Source organism: Streptomyces sp. NPDC001904 (genome assembly GCF_040297005.1).
Lineage (GTDB): Bacteria > Actinomycetota > Actinomycetes > Streptomycetales > Streptomycetaceae > Streptomyces.
This window is the reverse complement of record NZ_JBEOYI010000038.1, coordinates 15,934-33,943: the sequence shown is the minus strand read 5'-3', so window position 1 is coordinate 33,943 and position 18,010 is coordinate 15,934. Positions and strand designations below refer to the sequence as shown.

Genomic DNA, 18,010 nt, shown 5'->3' with positions numbered 1-18,010 from the left:
TCCCTCACATGCGGAAGACGCCGAAGCCGCCGCGGGCGCCCTCGTACGGTGCGGTGTGGATCGCGGACAGGCAGATGCCGAGGACGGTGCGGGTGTCGCGCGGGTCGATGACCCCGTCGTCGTAGAGCCGTCCGGACAGGAACATCGGCAGGGACTCGGTCTCGATCTGCTGCTCGACCATGGCGCGCAGTCCGGCGTCGGCCTCCTCGTCGTACGGGAGTCCCTTGGCGGCGGCGGACTGCCGGGCCACGATCGACAGGACGCCCGCGAGCTGCTGCGGGCCCATGACGGCGGACTTGGCGCTGGGCCAGGCGAACAGGAAGCGCGGGTCGTAGGCGCGCCCGCACATGCCGTAGTGCCCGGCGCCGTACGAGGCGCCCATGAGGACGGACAGGTGCGGGACGCGGGAGTTGGAGACCGCGTTGATCATCATCGAGCCGTGCTTGATGATGCCGCCCTGCTCGTACTCCTTGCCGACCATGTAGCCGGTGGTGTTGTGCAGGAAGAGCAGCGGGATGTCGCGCTGGTTGGCGAGCTGGATGAACTGGGCGGCCTTCTGCGACTCCTCGCTGAACAGCACGCCCTGCGCGTTGGCGAGGATGCCGACGGGATAGCCGTGCAGGGACGCCCAGCCGGTGACGAGCGAGGCCCCGTACAGCGGCTTGAACTCGTCGAAGTCGGAGCCGTCGACGATCCGGGCGATGACCTCGCGCGGGTCGAACGGCACCTTCAGGTCCTCGGGGACGATCCCGAGCAGCTCCTCCGGGTCGTACTTGGGCGGCTCGGCGAGCGCTGGATCCCCGTACGCCTTGCGGTGGTTGAGGCGGGCGACGACGCGGCGGGCCTGCCGGATCGCGTCCTGCTCGTCGTGGGCGAAGTAGTCGGCGAGCCCGGACGTGCGGGCGTGCATCTCGGCGCCGCCGAGGGACTCGTCGTCGCTCTCCTCGCCGGTGGCCATCTTCACCAGCGGCGGCCCGCCGAGGAACACCTTCGCCCGGTCCTTGACCATGATGACGTGGTCGGACATGCCGGGGATGTACGCGCCGCCGGCCGTGGAGTTGCCGAAGACGACGGCGACGGTCGGGATCCCGGCGGCCGAGAGCCGGGTGATGTCGCGGAAGATCCCGCCGCCCGGGATGAAGATCTCCTTCTGCGAGGGCAGGTCGGCGCCGCCGGACTCGACGAGCGAGATGCAGGGCAGCCGGTTGGCGTACGCGATCTCGTTGGCGCGCAGGGCCTTCTTCAGCGACCAGGGGTTGCTGGCGCCGCCGCGCACGGTCGGGTCGTTGGCGGTGATCAGGCACTCGACGCCCTCGACGACGCCGATGCCGGTGACGAGCGAGGCGCCGACGGTGTAGTCGCTGCCCCAGGCGGCGAGCGGCGACAGTTCCAGGAAGGGCGTGTCGGGGTCGAGGAGCAGCTCGATGCGTTCGCGGGCGAGCAGCTTGCCGCGCCCCCGGTGCCGCTGGACGTACTTCTCGCCGCCGCCCGCGAGGGCCTTCGCGTGTTCGCCGTCGAGCGCGGTGAGCTTGTCGAGGAGGGCGGCGCGGTGCGCCGCGTAGTCGTCGGACCGGGTGTCCAGGGCGCTGGCCAGGGCGGTCACAGAAGGGCCTCCGGGAGATCGAGGTGGCGGGAGCGCAGCCATTCGCCGAGGCCCTTGGCCTGCGGGTCGAAGCGGGCCTGCGCGGCGACGCCCTCGCCGAGGATCCCCTCGACGGTGAAGTTCAGGGCGCGGAGGTTCGGCAGGACGTGCCGGGTGACGGTCGATCCGGCGGTCTCCGGGAGGAGTTCACGCAGCCGCTCGACGGTGAGGGTGTGCGCGAGCCACCGCCAGCCCTCCTCGGAGCGGGCCCACACGCCGATGTTGGCGTCGCCGCCCTTGTCGCCGCTGCGGGCCCCGGCGACGAGCCCGAGGGGCGCGCGGCGGGTGGGACCGGGCGGCAGCGGCTCGGGCAGCTCCGGCGCGGGGACGGGGGCGAGCGGGCGGGTGGGTCCGTCCGGTACGGGGACGGGGCGCCGCTCGCCGTCGGGCAGCACGGCGAGGTGCGGGACGTCGGCGCGGGGCACGTACGCGGCCTCGAAGACGCCGTACGGGGCGCCCTTGCCGGGCGGCGCGGTGACGTGGAACCCGGGGTAGGAGCCGAGGGCCAGCTCGACGGCGGCGCCGCTCAGCGCCCGGCCGACGGCCTCCTGCCGCTGGTCGCGGACGACGAGCCGCAGCAGGGCACTGGCGGTCTCCTCGGTGTCGGCGTCGGGCCGGTCGGTGCGGGCCAGCTCCCAGCGCACGTGCTCGGGCGTCGACTCGGCGCGGGCGAAGGCGTCATCCATCTGCTCCCGTACGAGCGCGGCCTTCGCCTCGATGTCGAGCCCGGTCAGCACGAACACGACCTCGTTGCGGAACCCGCCGAGCCGGTTGAGCCCGACCTTGAGGGTGGGCGGCGGCGCCTCGCCGCGCACGCCGTGCACCCGGACCCGGTCGGGCCCGTCGGCGTCGAGGCGGACGCTGTCCAGCCGTACGGTGACGTCGGGTCCGGCGTAGCGGGCGCTCCCGGTCTCGTACAGGAGCTGGGCGGTGACGGTGCCGGGGTCGACGAGGCCGCCGCTGCCGGGGTGTTTGGTGATGACGGCGGAACCGTCCTCGTGGATCTCGGCGAGCGGGAAGCCGGGCCGCACGAACGTGCCGGGGCGGTGCGCGGTGAAGTGCGCGTAGTTGCCGCCGGTGGCCTGGGTGCCGCACTCCAGGACGTGCCCGGCGACGACGGCCCCGGCGAGCCGGTCGTACGCGGCCTGCCCCTCGCGGGCCCAGCCGAAGTGCCAGGCGGCGGGCCCGCTGACCAGGGCGGCGTCGGTGACGCGGCCGGTGACGACGATGTCGGCGCCCGCCTCCAGGCAGGCGGTGATGCCGGCGCCGCCGAGGTAGGCGTTGGCCGTGAGGGCGCCCGGGTAGCGGCCGGTGGCCAGCAGGTCGTCGCCCTCGACGTGCGCGACGGCGACGGATATGCCGAGCCGGTCGGCCAACTCCCGTACCGCGTCGGCGAGTCCGGCCGGGTTGAGCCCTCCGGCGTTGGCGACGATCTTCACCCCGCGCTCGGCGGCGAGGCCCAGGCACTCCTCCAACTGCCGCAGGAAGGTGCGGGCGTAGCCGCGCCCGGGGTCCTTCAGCCGGTCGCGGCCGAGGATGAGCATGGTCAGCTCGGCGAGGTAGTCGCCGGTGAGGACGTCGAGCGGGCCGCCGGTCAGCATCTCGCGCATCGCGTCGAACCGGTCGCCGTAGAACCCGGAGGCGTTGCCGATGCGCAGCGGGGGTATCGCGCTCATGCGCGGGTCCCCTTCGGTGCGCGGCCCGGTCCCGGCGGACCGGCGAAGGCCTGCGCGATGCCGAGCCAGCGGTCGGCGTCGGGGCCCTCGGCCCGGACGTCGAGGTCGTCGCGGTGGGCGCGCTGGGTGACGAGGAGGCAGAAGTCGAGCGCGGTACCGGTGACGCGCTGATCGGCGTCCTCGGGGCCGAGCGCCCACAGTGCCCCGCTGGGCAGGACGAGTTCGACGCGGAACTCGTCCTTCGGTACGTCCGTCCCGCGCACCCCGAAGGCGAAGTCCCGGGCGCGCACGCCGATCCGGGCGATGTGCCGCAGCCGGTCGGTGGGCGCCCGTACGACGCCGAGCGCGTCGGCGACGTCCTGGCCGTGGGCCCAGGTCTCCATGAGCCGGCCGGTGGCCATGGACGCGGCGGACATGGGCGGCCCGTACCAGGGGAACTTCCGCTTCTCGGCGGCGACGGCCCGCAGCACCTCGTCCACCCGGGTGCGCCCGTCGCGCCACCGGGCGAGGAGCTCGTCCGGCGGCAGGGCGGCGCCCTCGTCGGCGCCGTCGTCGACGAACGACGCGGGTGCGGCGAGCGCCTTCTCGACCTCCCCGGCGAACGCGTCCGGGTCGGTCATGGCGAGCAGGGCCGCGCGGTCGGTCCAGGCGAGGTGGGCGATCTGGTGCGCGACGGTCCAGCGCGGCGCGGGGGTTGCGGTCCGCCAGCCGTCCGGGCCCAATCCGGCGACCAGGCGGTCGAGTTCCGTGCTCTCGTCGCGCAAGTCGTCGAAGACGGACGGCGGTGACGGCTGATCGGACACGTGCGCTCCCCTCGGGGCAGGGCGATGTGCGGCGGCGTGCCTGGAGCATGGCAGCGCCCCGGGAAACAATCAAGCGTGCTTGCATGAAAAGTAGGCCCGGCTCCGCCCGGCGATTCGGGACGCCGGGCGGTGGGCCGCTACTCCCGCCCCTCCGCCGTGCACACGCACACCCGGTTGCCCTCGGGGTCGGCGAGCACGGTGCACGAGGCGTCGTAGCGCACGACGAGCACGCCGCCGGCCGCGAGGGCCGCCCGGATGCGGGGTTCGGCCTCCTCGGGGGCCACCCAGAGGTCGGGGTGCCAGCGCTGTCGCGGCACGTCGTGGGCGTCCGTGCGCTGGAACCAGACGTTGGGGACGCGCTGGGCGGGGTCCATGACGTCGCCCCGGACCACGTGGTCCGGGGAGCCGGTGAGCAGGGCCGACCAGAAGGGGCCGACGCGGTCGAAGTCGGTGGCGTCGAGACCGAGTTCGAGCTGGGTGATCTCGCCGGGGACGGCCCGCAGGCCGTGCCGGGCGGCCAGGTCGCTCACGGTGCGGGCGAGGTCCAGATCGGCCGCGGTGACCCAGCGCCCGCCGTCCGCGTCGACCGCGCAGAGCGTCACCTCGGCGAACCCCGGCCCGAGCCGCAGCTCCGGCTCGCGTCCGGCGCTCCCCGCGGCCTCGGCGACGGCGGCCACGAAGGCGGCCCCGCCCCGGAGTCCGGGAAGGCGGTACCGGGCGACGACGGCCTGCGCCATGCGCCGCCAGTCGCCCAGCCCGTCGGCGATGGCGGCCAGGATCTCGGGGGTGCGGAGCTTGTCCATGAGGCGATCCTGCCGGACCGCGCACCCCGGAGGGGCAGGCTCAGCGCTTCTTCCTGCCGCCCACCTGGGTGCGCACCGCCCCCATGCTCGCGGCGATGACGAAGGCGATCGCCGCCGCCTCCACCCACGACAGGGCCTGGCTCAGGACGAGGAATCCGGCGAGGGCCGCGATGGCCGGCTCCAGGCTCATCATCACCGCGAACGTGGACGCGGGCAGGCGGCGCAGGGCGATCAGTTCCAGGGTGTAGGGCAGCACCGAGGACATGACCGCGACGGCCGAGCCGAGGGCGATCGTCGTCGGGTCGAAGAGCTTGGGGCCCGCCGCCACGAGGCCGAGGGGCAGGCAGAGCACGGCCGCCACCGCCATCGCGAGGGCGAGACCGTCGGCCTGCGGGAACCGGCGGCCCGTGCGGGCACTGAAGACGATGTACGTGGCCCAGGCGCCGCCCGCCGCGACGGCGAAGGCGACACCGACCGGGTCCAGACCGCCCAGGCCGTTGCCCGCGCCGCCCAGCAGGAAGACGCCGACGAGCGCGCAGCCCGCCCACAGGAGGTTGATCGCGCGGCGCGAGGCGATGACCGAGAGCGCCAGCGGGCCCAGCACCTCGAAGGTGACCGCGAGGCCGAGCGGGATGCGGGCCGCGGCCTGGTAGAAGAGCAGGTTCATGCCGCCCATGGCGATGCCGAACGCGATCACCGTGCCCCAGTCGGCGCGCGAGTGGCCGCGCAGCCGGGGGCGGCAGACGACCAGCAGGATCACCGCGGCGACCACGAGCCGCAGGGTGACCACGCCGACGGCGCCCGCGCGCGGCATCAGGCTCACCGCGACCGCGCCGCCGAACTGCACCGACACACAGCCGGCCAGCACCAGGCCGACCGGGCCGAGGGCACCCCAGCGCGACGCCGGGACGCCCTCGCTCCCCGCACTCTCCGGCTGGACGAGCGCGGCTTCCGGCGCGGGCGCCTGGGCTTGTTCGGTGCGCGAGCCGTTCACGGGCCTCGTTCCTCTTCCGTCTGCGACCTGCCCCAGCAAGTGCAATATTTTCGACTGACCTGTTTACGGTACTGCACTGCATGCCGGGCGTGAACCTCCACGCTAGAACCGTCCGGCACGCCGCGTGAAATGACTTCTGCGCTCCCGTTATGCTCCGCGAGCATGACCCGGGATCCGCGCCACTCCCTGGAGCTGCGCCACCTGCGCTGCTTCCTCGCCATCGCCGACGAGGCGAACGTCACCCGCGCCGCGGCCCGCCTCGGCCTCACCCAGCCCGCCGTCTCGCGCACCCTCGCCGCGCTGGAGGCGGCGCTCGGGGTACGGCTCGTCGACCGCTCCACCCATCATCTGGAGCTGACCGCCGAGGGGCGGGCGTTCCGGGCGCGGGCGGGGGCCGCCGTCGCCGCGTTCGACGACGCGGTCGCCACCACGCGCAGGCCGCTGCGGCTCGGGCACGCCTGGTCGGCCGCCGGTGCCTACACGACTCCGCTGTTGCGGCGCTGGCGCCAGGAGCACCCCGACGTGCCGCTGGAGCTGCTCCGCATCGACGACCGGACGGCCGGGCTCGCCGGGGGCCGGGTCGACGTGGCCCTGCTGCGCGGGCCGGTCGACGCGACGGGGCTCGTGACCACGTTGCTGCACCGGGAGGCGCGGGTCGCCGCGCTGCCCTCCGACAGTCCCCTCGCGCAGCGCGCCGCTCTCGTGCTGGCCGATCTCGCGGATCAGGTCATCGCCCTGAACACGGTGTCCGGCACCACCACGCTCGATCTGTGGCCGGACGACGCGCGGCCCGGGCGGTGGGTCACGGTGGCCAACACCGACGACTGGCTCGCCGCGATCGCGGCCGACCGGGCGGTGGGGGTCACGTCGACCGCCACGGTCGCCCTTCATCCTCATCCCGGGGTGGTCTACGTCCCCCTGACGGACGCGCCCCCTCTCCAGGTCCTCCTGGCCCACCCCCACGGCCCGACCCACCCTTCCCTCCCGGACCTCATCACCTTGGCCCACCAGGTCACCAACACCTGAGGCAGGCGCTTCGCGCGCCTCTCTGATGAGGCAGCGCACGACGGACGCCTCTGATGAGATGGCGCACGAAGTGCGCATCTCAGGGGCGCGGGGAACTGCGCGAGAAGCGGCCACCGGCCGTCAGCCGACGTACGACCCAGGGGCGCGGGGAACTGCGCGACCAGCCACCGCCGGAGCCGCACCCGAGGGACGACCCCTCACAACCCCTCGGCGAGCACCTCCGCGATGTGCCGACCGGCCCGGTCCCCGAGCTGTTCCAGCTGGGTCCGGCAGGAGAAGCCGTCGGCCAGCACCACATCCCCCGCCCCCGCCGACCGCACAGCAGGAAGCAGCCGCTCCTCGGCACAGGCCACCGACACCTCGTAGTGACCGTCCTCGAACCCGAAGTTCCCAGCCAGCCCACAGCACCCGCCGCTCAACTCCCCCACCAGCCCGGCCCGCTCCCGCAACCGCCGATCGGCCGCGTCGCCGAGCACCGCATGCTGATGGCAGTGCGTCTGACCCACGACAGGGCGATCGACGCGCGGCGGATCCCAGTCGGGAGCCAGCCGTTCCAGCGCCTCGGCGAAGGTGACCACCCGCTCCGCGAGAAGCCGGGCCCGCGGATCACCGGGAAGGAGTTCGGCCAGGTCCGAGCGGAGCGCCGCCGCGCAGGACGGCTCCAGGACGACCACGGGCACCCCCGCGTCGAGCACCGGCTCCATCACCTCCACCGTCCGCTTCAGCACCGCGCGGGCCCGGTCGAGCTGCCCGGTGGAGACATAGGTGAGACCGCAGCAGACCCGCCCCCGCGCCCGCGGAACCGGCAGCGGCACGATCCCGGCCGCCTCCAGAACCCGTACCGCCGCATGCCCCACCTGCGGGGACAGGTGCTCGGTGAAGGTGTCCGGCCACAGCGCCACCCGCGGCCCGTCGCCGCCCCGCCGCCCACCGGCCCGCCACCCGGCGCTGAACGTCGTCCGCGCCACCCGCGGGATCTCCCGCTCCGCCGCGACCCCGCCGAGCCGCTTGCCGAGCGCGGCCAACGGCCGTACCGAGGCGAGGGAGTTGACGAGCGCGGCCGTGCGCGTCGCCGCCACCAGCCGCAGCCAGCGCGGCAGCCGTCCCATCGTGTAGTGCGCGGCGGGCCGCCGCCGGCCCGCGTAGTGGTGGTGCAGGAACTCCGCCTTGTACGTGGCCATGTCGACGCCCACCGGACAGTCGCTCTTGCAGCCCTTGCAGGACAGGCACAGGTCGAGCGCGTCGCGCACCTCCGTCGACCGCCAGCCGTCGGTGACGACCTCCCCGGCGAGCATCTCGTGCAGCAGCCGGGCCCGGCCGCGCGTGGAGTGCGTCTCGTCGCCGCCGGTGGCGCGGAAGGAAGGACACATCACCCCGCTGCCCGAACCGCCTTCCTGGATCCGGCACTTGGCGACGCCGACGCAGCGGCGCACGGCGGCCGAGAAGTCGCCGCCGTCGTGCGGGTAGCCGAAGACGACGTCGACGGGCTCGCGCGGCAACGGGGCGAAGCGCAGGTTCTCGTCGAGCCGGGCGGGGCGCACCAGCGTCCCGGGGTTGAGGAGGTCCGCCGGGTCCCAGACCCCCTTGACGCGCTCGAAGAGGCCGACAAGCTCGGTCCCGTACATCGTCGGGAGGAGTTCCGCCCGTGCCTGCCCGTCGCCGTGCTCGCCGGACAGTGAGCCGCCGTGCGCGACGACGAGGGCGGCCAGGTCCTCGGAGAACCGACGGAAGCGCGCGACGCCCGGCCCGGTCAGCAGGTCGAAGTCGATGCGTACGTGGATGCAGCCGTCGCCGAAGTGCCCGTACGGGGTGCCGCGCAGCCCGTGCTCGGTGAGCAGCGACCTGAAGTCCCGCAGGTACGGGCCCAGTCGCGCGGGCGGCACCGCGCAGTCCTCCCAGCCGGGCCAGGCCTCGCTGCCGTCGGGCATCCGGGTCGCGGTGCCGGAGGCGTCCTCCCGGATCCGCCACAGCGCCCGCTGCCCGACCGGGTCGGCGACCACGAGGGAGTCCACGACGTCCGCCGCCCGCACGATCCGTTCCGCCGCCGCCCGCGCCTCGGCGGGCGTCGCGCCGCCGGTCTCCACGAACAGCCAGGCGCCGCCCTTGGGCAGGCCCGAACCGGCCGGTACGAGGTCGGCGGCCATGCCCTCGACCGTCAGCGGCCCGTACGGCAGCAGGCCCGCCGCCGCCTCCGCGGCCGCGCTCTCGTCCGCGTACGCCAGGACGGCGAGGGCCTTCGCGGGCGGCGCCTCGACCAGCCGGACCGTCGCCCGAGTGACCAGGCCGAGGGTGCCCTCGGTGCCGCAGAGGAAGCGGGCGAGATCGGTGCCGTGCTCGGGGAGCAGGGCGTCCACGGCGTAGCCGGAGATGCGGCGCGGCAGGTCCGCGTACGGGGCGAAGCCGGTGCGGACCGTCGCCGACTCCCGCTCCACCAGCGCGCGCAGGCCGTCCGGGGCGCCCTGCCAGCCCTGCCCGAGCCGGTGGGCCGCGCCGTCGGAGGTGAGCACGTCGAGCGCGGAGACGCTGTCGGCGGTGGTGCCCCAGGCCACCGAGTGCGAGCCGCACGAGTTGTTGCCGATCATGCCGCCGAGGGTGCAGCGGCTGTGCGTGGACGGATCGGGGCCGAACCGCAGGCCGTGCGGGGCGGCCGCCTCCTGGAGCCGGTCGAGCACAAGCCCGGGCTGCACGACGGCCGTGCGCGCCTCGGGGTCGAGGGCGACGAGGCCGTTCATGTGGCGGGTGAAGTCGACGACGAGGCCGGTGCCGGTCGCCTGGCCGGCGATGGAGGTGCCGCCGCCACGGCCCACGACCGGCACCGCGTACCGCCGGCAGATCTCCAGGGCGGCGGCCACGTCGTCGCCGTCTCTCGGGGTCAGCACCCCGAGCGGCACCCGGCGGTAGTTGGACGCGTCCATCGTGTTGAGGGCCCGCGCGGTGACGGAGAAGTCGACCCCGCCGCGCACGGCCGTCCGCAGGTCCCGTTCCAGGCCGTCCAGATCATCCATGCCGTCCAGGATGCAGCCCCACAGGGGCCCTTACGCCACAGGTCGCTGCCCATTTTTTCACGATCCGGACCAGAACATTCCCAAACCGATCATCAACTCTCCTATAGTGACCGCGAATTGACTGAGACCAGTCGCCCGTAGCCCCCGCTCCCCCGAGGAACCCGACCGATGACCGCGCCCATCCGGCCCCCCGTACGCCCGGCCGCGCTCACCCTGCTGGCCGCTCTCGTCGTCACCGGAGCGCTCGGCGCGGGGGCAGTCGCCCTCGCGCCCGGCTCGGTGCGCACCCCGCTCGCCTGGGGCGTCGCCGCCACCGCACTCCTCCTCAGCGCGGCGGCCTGTCACGCCGCGTACGCCCGTCAGACCGTCGCCCTGCTGCGCCGGCGCGCCGAGGAGACGCGGCACACCGCCGAGCGCGCCGCCGCCGAACAGGCCCGCATCACCGGCGAGCTGTCCCGGGAACGGGACGCCAGGGCCGCGCAGGCCGCCGAGCTGACCGGCCGGCTGCGCACCGCCCGCGCCGAGCGCGCCGCCGCCATCGCCGCCTGTGCCAACGCGGCCGGCCGGATGCAGGCCCTGGCCACCGGCATGCTCGCCGACCTCCGCGAGATGGAGCACCGGCACTCCGACGAGGACGTCCTCGCCGACCTGCTCCACCTCGACCACCGCACCGCCCAGGCGGGCCGGCTCGCCGACTCGGTGGCCGTCCTCACCGGCGCCCGCTCGGGCCGCCGCTGGGCCCGGCCGATCGCCATGGAGTCGATCCTGCGCGGCGCGATGGGCCGCATCGGCGGCTACCAGCGGGTGCGGGTGCACGCGAACACCTCGGCCGCCGTCGCGGGCCACGCCGCCGAGGGCGTGATGCACGCGCTGGCCGAACTCCTCGACAACGCGGCGAACTTCTCGCCGCCCACCGCCGAGGTGCACGTCTACGTCGAGGAGGTCCCGGCCGGCGTCATCGTCTCCGTCGAGGACTCGGGCCTGGTGATGGGCCCGGTGCAGCTGCGCCGCGCCGAGCATGCGGTCTCCGGCGATCCGGCGGGCAGCGCGGGCTCGACGGGGCTGGGCGGTCTGTCCGGCACCCGGCTCGGCCTCGCCGTCGTCGGGCGGCTGGCCCGCAAGCACGGCCTGACGGTGTCCTTCCGCCCGTCGGCGCGCGGCGGCACCGGCGTCCTGCTGCTCGTCCCGCAGGAACTGCTGTCCCGTACGCCGGAGTCGACGCCCGTACGCGCGACCGGCGCGGGGACCGGCACCGGCCCGGCGACCGCCTCCGCCTCCACCTCGGCCGACGACTCCCCCGCGCACGGGACCGCCGACGACACGGCCCCCGGACCGTCCGCCCGTGAGCGGGAGACCACCGGCCCCACCGGGACCGCGACGGAGGCGCCGGGCCCCGAGCAGGCCGCCCCCGCCGACCCGTCGTCCGAGGGCGCCCTGCCCAAGCGGACCCGCGGCCGCACCCTGGCCGCCGCCCAGCAGGGCCGCGCCCGCGCCGAGGCCCCCGCCGCACGGCCGGAGCCGTCGGCCGCGGCCTCCGCCGCGTCGCGCTTCAGCAGCTTCAGCCAGGCGGTCCGCACCGCCCCTGAGGCGCCGGAGCCGGCCGGCACCCGATCCACCACGCACCCCGACACACCCACGCAGGAAGGCGACACCCCCCAATGACCGGGACGACCACCACCGGCGCCGGCCTGGCCTGGCTGCTCGAAGGCCTCCTCACGCGCACCCCGGGCACCCGGAGCGCCCTGGTCCTGTCGCGCGACGGCCTCAAGCTGTGCCACACCCCCGAGCTCACCCCGGACAAGGCGGACCAGCTCGCCGCGATCTCCGCCGGGATCCAGGCGCTCGCGCACGGCGCCTCCGCCGAGTTCGGCGACGGGAGCGGCGGGGTCCGCTCGTCGATGACCGAGTTCCACGGCGGCACCCTGTTCATCGTCGAGGCGGGCGAGGGCGCCCATCTCGCGGTGCTCGCCGCCGAGGACGCCGACGCGGGCCTGGTCGGCCACACCATGGTCGAACTCGTCGAGCAGCTCGGCGAGCACCTGCGCGCCCTGCCCCGCAGCCCCGACCTCGCCACCAGCACGCCCCCGGCGTCATGAGCCGGCCGGGCCGGGACGACGCCCCCGACCGGCTGTACACCCTCACGGGAGGGCGCAGCCGGCCGGCCTCCGACGTCTCGTTCGACCTGGTGTCGCTGGTCGTCGCCGAGTCGGACCCGGCGCCCGGCATGCCGTCCGAGCACGCCGCGATCCTGCGGATGTGCGCCCGGCCGACGGCCGTGGTGGAGGTGGCCGCCGAACTCGGCCTGCCGGTGAGCATCGTGCGCGTCCTGCTCTCCGACCTCCTGGTGCAGGGCCGCATCGGCGCCCGCCACCCGCGCAGCGCCGCGACTCCCCACCGTCTTCCCGATCCCGACATCCTGGAGCAGGTGCTCGTTGGACTCCGCAACCTCTGAACCGTCCGGTGGCCGCCGGGAGTTGGCGGCCGGCGCCGACAACGGTCTGAAGATCGTCATCGTCGGCGGCTTCGGCGCGGGCAAGACCACCCTGGTCCGCTCCGTGAGCGAGATACGTCCCCTCAACACCGAGGAGACGATGACGCAGGCCGGCCGGGGCGTCGACGAACTGGCCGACCTGGACGGCGTGCGCGGCAAGACGTCGACGACGGTCGCCTTCGACTTCGGCCGCATCACGCTCGACGCCCGCAACGTCCTCTACCTGTTCGGCGCCCCCGGCCAGGAGCGCTTCTGGTTCCTGTGGGACCGGCTGTTCTCCGGCACGCTCGGCGCGGTCGTCCTCGTCGACACCCGCCGCCTGGAGGACTCCTTCTACGCGATCGACCGCCTGGAGCACCACGGGACGCCGTTCATCGTCGCCCACAACGACTTCGGCGGCCCGCCGCACACCCTGGAGCAGCTGCGCGAGGCCCTCGACCTCGACCCGGAGGTGCCGCTGGTCCGGTGCGACGCGCGCGACCGCGAGTCCAGCAAGGACGTCCTGATCGCGCTCGTGGAGCACCTCAGGACCCTGTACGCCCGTCAAGCCAGCCCCCGTTCGCTGCCCGTGCCCCAGGAGGCCGCCCCGTGACAAGCCCCGGCTGCCCCGCCTCCGCGCACGGCGCCGCTCCCGTGCTGCTGTCGGGACCCCGGTTCGCCACCGAACCCGCCACGCTGTACCGGGAGATGCGCCGCGACCACGGCGCGGTCGCACCCGTCGTCCTCGACGGCGACATCCCGGCCTGGCTGGTCGTCGGCTACCGCGAGCTGCACCAGGTCACCGGTGATCCGGCGCTGTTCAGCCGCGACTCCGACCTGTGGAACCAGTGGGAGAACATCCCCGCCGACTGGCCGCTGCTGCCGATGATCGGCCACAAGCAGCCGTCGATCCTCTACACGGTCGGCGAGCGGCACCGCCAGCGCGCCGCGATGATCAGCCACGCCCTGGAGTCCGTCGACCCGTTCGAACTCAAGGCGCACGCGGAGCAGTTCGCCGACGAGCTGATCGACGGTTTCTGCGGCGCGGGCGGGACGGACATCATCGCCGACTACGCGATGATGCTGCCGGTCCGCGTCCTGGCCCGGATCTACGGCTTCTCCGACGAGGCGGGCCCCGCCCTGGTCACGGCGATGAACGACATGATCGACGGGCGGGAGCGGGCGCTCGCGGGCCAGCAGCACCTGGGCCGGTCCATGGTCGAGCTGATCGCCGAGAAGCAGGCGCGGCCGGGCGAGGACGTCGTCTCGTACATGCTCCAGGACCCCTCGGGCTTCACGCACGAGGAGATCGCCCAGGACCTGATGGTGATGATGGCGGCGGGGCACCAGCCCACCGCCGACTGGATCGGCAACTCGCTGCGCCTGATGCTGACCGACGACCGGTTCGCCGCGTCGCTGTTCGGCGGGCGGCACAGCGTCGCCGAGGCGATGAACGAGGTGCTGTGGGAGGACGCCCCGACGCAGAACGTCGCCGGGCGCTGGGCCACCCGCGACACCCGGCTCGGCGACCGCCACATCCGGGCCGGCGACCTGGTGCTGCTCGGCATCGCGGCGGCCAACGCCGATCCGCAGGTGCGCACCGACGCCTCCGTGCTGACCGGCGGCAACAACGCGCACTTCTCGTTCGGGCACGGCGAGCACCGCTGCCCGTTCCCGGCCCAGGAGGTCGCCGAGGTCATCGCACGGACCGGCATCGAGGTGATCCTCGACCGGCTGCCCGACATCGATCTGGCCGCCCCGGCGGACGCGCTGACCCGCCGCCCCTCGCCGTGGCTGCGCGGTCTCACCGATCTGCCGGTCCGTTTCACGCCGACGGCCGCCGTGCCGTCGGCGTCCCTGTGACGATCCACCGCTTCTCCCTCTCGTTCGCCCACGGACTCCTGGAGCCCTCGTCATGACGACATCTGCAGCCACGTGCCCCCACGCGTCCGCCGCCCGCATCCCGCTCGACCCCTTCGTCACCGATCTGGACGCCGAGACCGCCCGGCTGCTCGCGGCGGGCCCGCTGGCGGAGGTCGAACTGCCCGGCGGGGTCCCGGTGTGGGCGGTCACCCACCACGCGGAGGCCCGCCGGCTCCTCACCGACAGACGCCTGGTGAAGGACATCGAGGTGTGGGGCGCCTGGCAGCGCGGCGAGATCCCCGCCGACTGGCCGCTGATCGGCCTGGCCAACCCGGGCCGCTCGATGCTGACCGTGGACGGCGAGGACCACCGGCGGCTGCGCGCCCTGGTCGCCCAGGCGCTCACCGTGCGCCGGGTGGAGCGGATGCGCGAGCGCATCGAGGAGCTGACCACCGGCCTCCTGGACAAGCTGCCCGCCGAGGGCGCGACGGTCGACCTGAAGGCCGGGTTCGCCTACCCGCTGCCCATGTACGTGATCAGCGACCTGATGGGCATAGACGAGGCGGACCACCCGCGCCTGAAGGTCCTGTTCGACAAGTTCTTCTCCACGCAGACCCCGCCCGAGGAGGTCATCGCGACGCTCGGCGAGCTGGCCGCGATGATGGGCGCGGTCGTGGCGGCCCGCCGCGAGGAGCCGGGCGACGACCTGACCAGCGCCCTGATCCAGGCGTCGGAGAACGGCGATCGGCTCACCGACGCGGAGATCGTCTCCACGCTCCAGCTGATGGTCGCGGCCGGCCACGAGACGACGATCTCGCTGATCGTCAACGCGGTCGTGAACCTCTCCGCCCACCCCGACCAGCTGGCCCTCGTCCTCGACGGCAAGGCCACCTGGGAGCAGGTGGTGGAGGAGACGCTGCGCTACTCGACGCCCACCTCCCACGTCCTGATCCGGTTCGCCGCCGAGGACGTCGAGGTCGGCGACAAGACCATCAAGCAGGGTGACGCCCTGATCGTGTCCTACGGGGCGATCGGCCGGGACGAGCAGGCGCACGGCCCGACCGCCGACTCGTTCGACATCACCCGCGCCTCGGAGACCCGGCACATCTCCTTCGGCCACGGCCCGCACGTCTGCCCCGGCGCCGCGCTGTCCCGTCTGGAGGCCGGGGTGGCGCTCCCCGCGCTGTACGCCCGCTTCCCCGGCCTGCGGCTGGCGGTCGAGCCGGGTGAGCTGCGCAACAAGCCGGTGGTGACGCAGAACGACCTCTTCGAGCTGCCGGTGGTGCTCGGCGGCTGATCGGACGGCTGGTCAGGGGGCCGTACCCGCCCCGGCCCCGTAGATCTCCACAAGTCCACGGGCCGGAGGAGTCGTCTCATCGAACGGACACGTTTCCGTCCGGTTTCACCGAGGCGATACCCTCCGGCTCGTGGCTGAGATCCAGATTCCCGCTGACATCAAGCCCGCCGACGGACGTTTCGGCGCGGGCCCCTCCAAGGTGCGGACGGAAGCGCTGGACGCGCTGGCCGCCACCGGTACCTCTCTGCTCGGCACCTCGCACCGCCAGGCCCCGGTCAAGAACCTGGTCGGCCGTGTGCGCGAAGGTGTCAAGGACCTCTTCTCCCTCCCCGAGGGCTACGAGGTCGTCCTGGGCAACGGCGGCTCCACGGCCTTCTGGGACGTGGCGACGCACGGCCTGATCGAGAACAAGTCGCAGCACCTGAACTTCGGCGAGTTCTCGTCCAAGTTCGCCAAGGCGTCCAAGCTCGCGCCCTGGCTGGCCGAGCCGACCGTCATCTCCTCGGACCCGGGCACCCACCCGGAGGCCGTGGCCGAGGCCGGCGTCGACGTCTACGGCCTGACCCACAACGAGACCTCGACCGGTGTCGCGGCCCCGATCAAGCGCGTGGCCGGCGCCGACGAGGGCTCCCTCGTCCTGGTGGACGCCACCTCCGGCGCGGGCGGCCTGCCGGTCGACATCGCCGAGACGGACGTCTACTACTTCGCCCCGCAGAAGTCCTTCGCCTCCGACGGCGGCCTGTGGATCGGCGTGTTCTCCCCGGCCGCGATCGAGCGCGCCGAGCGCATCCACGCGTCGGGCCGTCACGTCCCGGAGTTCTTCAGCCTCCCCACGGCGATCGACAACTCCCGCAAGAACCAGACGTACAACACCCCGGCGCTGTCCACGCTCTTCCTGCTCGCCGAGCAGCTGGACTGGATCAACGGCCAGGGCGGTCTGGCCTGGTCCACGGCCCGTACGAAGGACAGCTCGACCCGTCTCTACTCGTGGGCCGAGGAGTCGAAGTACGCGACGCCGTTCGTCACGGACGCCGCCAAGCGCTCGCAGGTCATCGGCACGATCGACTTCGACGACTCGGTGGACGCCGCCGCCGTCGCCAAGGTGCTCCGCGCCAACGGGATCGTCGACACCGAGCCGTACCGCAAGCTGGGCCGCAACCAGCTCCGCATCGCGATGTTCCCGGCCATCGACCCGTCCGACGTCCAGGCCCTGACGGCCTGCATCGACCACGTCATCGGCCAGCTCTAAGACCCCGTGAGGGGCGCGGGGAACTGCGCGAGCAACCACGCCGAAAGCCGCGGACGCGTCTGCTGATCGACCGAGCAGTCGCGTCCGCGGCTTTTCCGTGGCGGCCGGCCACGACGGTGGCGCGCCCGACGAACTACTTGCGCGGCTTCCGGACCAGCCGCCCGATCCCGATGACGGCGATGAGCACGACGGCGGCCCCCACGGCCCCGGCCTTCCCGGTGAACCCGCCCCCACCATCGGACCCGTCCCCGGACGCCGAACTCCCGCCCCCGCCGGATGCGTCGGTATCGGCCCCCTCGACCTCCACCGGCTCCACGGAACTGTTCTTGCCCTCACTGCCGTAGAGCAGCGTCCTGCCGTCGAGGGTGTACGTCACCGACTCGCCCTGCGGCTGGAGCGGCACGTGCAACTGCCCCTGCCGCTTGGGCTTTCCGTCGTTCCAGGAGTACGAGATGCCGCCGAAGTAGCCGCGCACGGCGAGCTGCTCGCCGTCCGGGGAGAAGGCCGCGTCGGTCGCCCAGAGGTCGATGTCGCCGATGCGCCGGAAGGTGTTGGTGGCGGCGGAGTCGAGCGTGGCCGGTCCCTCGTAGAGGCCGCCGCCGTCCTCGCCCTTCTCGATGATGTACACCCGGCCGGTCTTCGGATGGACCATCAGCGACTCGGCGTTGCGCGGCCCGTCCGCGTACTTGACGACGTACTGGGTGGCCCGCACGGTCTGGTCGACGAGCTTCTTCGGCTCGGGCAGCTTGTAGATCCACACGTGGTCCCACTTGCCGCCGAGGTTGTCGCCGATGTCCCCGACGTAGATGTTCCCGTCGGGGCCGACCGAGATGGCCTCGACGTCGCGCGGCGCGCCGACCCCGGTGAGGGTGATCCGGGCCAGCGTCCTCCCGGTGCGGCCGTCGATCGCGAAGATGTACGCGCCGTCCGAACTGTCGTTGTGCGTCCAGTAGACGCCGGGGTGGGCGCGGGACGCGGCGAGGCCGCTGGACTCGGTGATCCGCGGGTCCTCGATGGTGAAACCGGAGGAGCCGACGGACGGCGGACTGTCGGCCGTCGCGGGCGCCGCGGCGCCACCGAGCACGAGGACGACCGCGGCCCCGGCCGCACCCAGATACGAACGCATGACCCCAGCTTGCCAGGCGTGTCAGGGCTCACACGCACGCGACCCCGCCGATCGAC

The 18,010-nt window shown here is 73.8% G+C and carries 15 protein-coding genes; 8 read left to right on the top strand and 7 right to left on the bottom strand.

Annotated features, from left to right (window positions below):
- Positions 1–4: 4 nt before the first annotated feature.
- The 5 genes from ABT127_RS36200 to ABT127_RS36180 all read right to left on the bottom strand — a co-directional run bounded on the left by ABT127_RS36200 (position 5) and on the right by ABT127_RS36180 (position 5,918).
- Positions 5–1,603 carry an acyl-CoA carboxylase subunit beta gene (locus ABT127_RS36200; protein ID WP_351459810.1) on the bottom strand — a complete coding sequence of 533 codons (1,599 nt, stop codon included), beginning with the start codon at positions 1,601–1,603 and terminating at the stop codon, positions 5–7.
- The gene (locus ABT127_RS36195; protein WP_351459807.1) at positions 1,600–3,318 is read right to left on the bottom strand and encodes an acyclic terpene utilization AtuA family protein; all 1,719 of its coding nucleotides are present in this window, start codon (positions 3,316–3,318) and stop codon (positions 1,600–1,602) included. The genes ABT127_RS36200 and ABT127_RS36195 overlap by 4 nt, the downstream gene beginning before the upstream one ends.
- Positions 3,315–4,121: a TIGR03084 family metal-binding protein gene (locus ABT127_RS36190; RefSeq protein ID WP_351459806.1), complete on the bottom strand. Its 807-nt coding sequence runs from the start codon at positions 4,119–4,121 to the stop codon at positions 3,315–3,317. Before ABT127_RS36190 ends, ABT127_RS36195 begins: the two co-directional genes overlap by 4 nt.
- 137 nt (positions 4,122–4,258) lie before the next feature.
- On the bottom strand, positions 4,259–4,924 hold the full coding sequence (locus ABT127_RS36185) for a 4a-hydroxytetrahydrobiopterin dehydratase family protein (protein ID WP_351459803.1): 666 nt from the start codon (positions 4,922–4,924) through the stop codon (positions 4,259–4,261).
- Positions 4,925–4,964: 40 nt separating this feature from the next.
- Positions 4,965–5,918 carry an EamA family transporter gene (locus ABT127_RS36180; protein WP_351459800.1) on the bottom strand — a complete coding sequence of 318 codons (954 nt, stop codon included), beginning with the start codon at positions 5,916–5,918 and terminating at the stop codon, positions 4,965–4,967.
- A gap of 162 nt (positions 5,919–6,080) precedes the next feature.
- Between ABT127_RS36180 and ABT127_RS36175 the strand changes: the two genes are divergently transcribed.
- Positions 6,081–6,944 (top strand): LysR family transcriptional regulator, encoded by an 864-nt coding sequence (locus ABT127_RS36175; RefSeq protein ID WP_351459798.1) that lies wholly within the window; start codon positions 6,081–6,083, stop codon positions 6,942–6,944.
- 197 nt (positions 6,945–7,141) lie between these two features.
- Here ABT127_RS36175 and ABT127_RS36170 read toward each other — a convergent pair whose 3' ends face one another.
- Positions 7,142–9,949, bottom strand: coding sequence for an FAD-binding and (Fe-S)-binding domain-containing protein (locus tag ABT127_RS36170; RefSeq protein WP_351459795.1), 2,808 nt, complete (start codon positions 9,947–9,949; stop codon positions 7,142–7,144).
- Positions 9,950–10,117: 168 nt separating this feature from the next.
- On the opposite strand from ABT127_RS36170, the gene ABT127_RS36165 reads away from it, so the two are divergent.
- The 7 genes from ABT127_RS36165 (at position 10,118) to serC (ending at position 16,828) form a co-directional block, all read left to right on the top strand.
- Positions 10,118–11,611, top strand: a complete 1,494-nt coding sequence (locus ABT127_RS36165) for a sensor histidine kinase (RefSeq protein ID WP_351459792.1) — start codon at positions 10,118–10,120, stop codon at positions 11,609–11,611.
- Positions 11,608–12,045, top strand: a complete 438-nt coding sequence (locus ABT127_RS36160) for a roadblock/LC7 domain-containing protein (RefSeq protein WP_351459789.1) — start codon at positions 11,608–11,610, stop codon at positions 12,043–12,045. The genes ABT127_RS36165 and ABT127_RS36160 overlap by 4 nt, the downstream gene beginning before the upstream one ends.
- Positions 12,042–12,401, top strand: a complete 360-nt coding sequence (locus tag ABT127_RS36155) for a DUF742 domain-containing protein (RefSeq protein WP_351459787.1) — start codon at positions 12,042–12,044, stop codon at positions 12,399–12,401. The genes ABT127_RS36160 and ABT127_RS36155 overlap by 4 nt, the downstream gene beginning before the upstream one ends.
- On the top strand, positions 12,382–13,032 hold the full coding sequence (locus tag ABT127_RS36150; protein ID WP_351459784.1) for a GTP-binding protein: 651 nt from the start codon (positions 12,382–12,384) through the stop codon (positions 13,030–13,032). Before ABT127_RS36155 ends, ABT127_RS36150 begins: the two co-directional genes overlap by 20 nt.
- Complete coding sequence (locus ABT127_RS36145; RefSeq protein ID WP_351459781.1) at positions 13,029–14,282, top strand: cytochrome P450; 1,254 nt, start codon at positions 13,029–13,031, stop codon at positions 14,280–14,282. Before ABT127_RS36150 ends, ABT127_RS36145 begins: the two co-directional genes overlap by 4 nt.
- Before the next feature lie 52 nt (positions 14,283–14,334).
- Positions 14,335–15,579, top strand: a complete 1,245-nt coding sequence (locus ABT127_RS36140) for a cytochrome P450 family protein (RefSeq protein WP_351459779.1) — start codon at positions 14,335–14,337, stop codon at positions 15,577–15,579.
- A gap of 130 nt (positions 15,580–15,709) precedes the next feature.
- The gene (gene serC, locus ABT127_RS36135; protein WP_351459776.1) at positions 15,710–16,828 is read left to right on the top strand and encodes a phosphoserine transaminase; all 1,119 of its coding nucleotides are present in this window, start codon (positions 15,710–15,712) and stop codon (positions 16,826–16,828) included.
- Positions 16,829–16,961: 133 nt separating this feature from the next.
- On the opposite strand, the gene ABT127_RS36130 is transcribed toward serC, so the two are convergent.
- Complete coding sequence (locus ABT127_RS36130; RefSeq protein WP_351459774.1) at positions 16,962–17,954, bottom strand: WD40 repeat domain-containing protein; 993 nt, start codon at positions 17,952–17,954, stop codon at positions 16,962–16,964.
- Between the last annotated feature and the right edge of the window lie 56 nt (positions 17,955–18,010).